The organism is Nonomuraea sp. KM90 (assembly GCF_052246675.1).
GTDB lineage: Bacteria > Actinomycetota > Actinomycetes > Streptosporangiales > Streptosporangiaceae > Nonomuraea.
Window position 1 is genome coordinate 1 of sequence record NZ_JBQQCB010000372.1, and the last position, 1,033, is coordinate 1,033.

Here is a 1,033-nt window from a genome sequence, read left to right on the forward strand (position 1 = left end):
CTTGCGCCCCATGATCGCTGTGAAAGACCGAGCCGGCCAGGCCGCCCCGGGTCGCCGCGGCCATCCTCAGCGCATCGGCGACCAGGTCGGTGCGCATGTGGTCGGCGATCGACCAGCCCACCACCCGGCGGCTGAAACAGTCCAGCACGGTCGCCAGGTAGAGGAAGTCCCCGCCGCCGAGCGGGAGATAGGTGATGTCGCCCAAGTACTTGCGGCCCGGCTCGGCGGCGGTGAAGTCCCGCGTGAACAGGTCCGGCACCGGGGTGGCGGCCGACTCGGGGACGGTGGTGCGCACGCGTCGGCGCAGGCGGGTGCCGGCGATGGCAAACTGGCGCATCACCCGCGCGACGCGTTTGGCGTTGATCGTCATGCCCTGGTCGCGGAGTTCGGCGGTGATTCGCGGGGAGCCGTAGGTGCCGTCGAACTCGGCGTGCACCGCGCGGATCCGTTCGGCCAGGGCGGTGTCGGCGGCTTGCCGCGCGGTCCGGGTTGCGGCACCGGCGCGCCACTTGTAGTAGCTGGCCCGGTTGAGGCCGATCACCTGGCACAACCGCTTCACCCCGAAGGTGTCCCGGTGGTCGTCAACGAACTGGAAGCGGTTCACCAGTGCGTCTCCCCGGCGAAATATTTGGCCGCTTTGCGAAGAATGTCGCGTTCGGTGGTGAGCTTCTTCTCGCTGGCCTCCAGCTCACGCACGCGCTCTTCCAACTGCCGGATCCGCTCCGCAACTTCGTCATCCGCCCCGGCAGGTTGCCGGTTGCGCCCGGTATCCGGGCTGGCCGGTGGGCTGACCGGCTCCTCACCGCGGTGGGCGCGCGCCCGCAGCACCCACACGCGCAGGCTGCCCCGGCTCACGCCCAGATCGGCGGCGATTCCTTTGTAGGTCGCGCCCGGGATGGACTCGTACAAGGCCACGGCATCGGCCTTGAACTCCTCCGAGTAGTCCTTCAACGCCATCGGCGGTCTTCTCGCTTCCTCTGGATCAAGCAAGATCCAGTATCAGCGTGTCCACCAACCAGGGGGAAGTACCGTT

Annotated in this window: 1 pseudogene; it reads right to left on the reverse strand. The window is 68.4% G+C overall.

The window, feature by feature from the left end:
- Window positions 1–957 (reverse strand): annotated as a pseudogene (locus ACTWPW_RS64295) (IS3 family transposase); the annotation flags it as partial.
- Window positions 958–1,033: the final 76 nt, after the last annotated feature.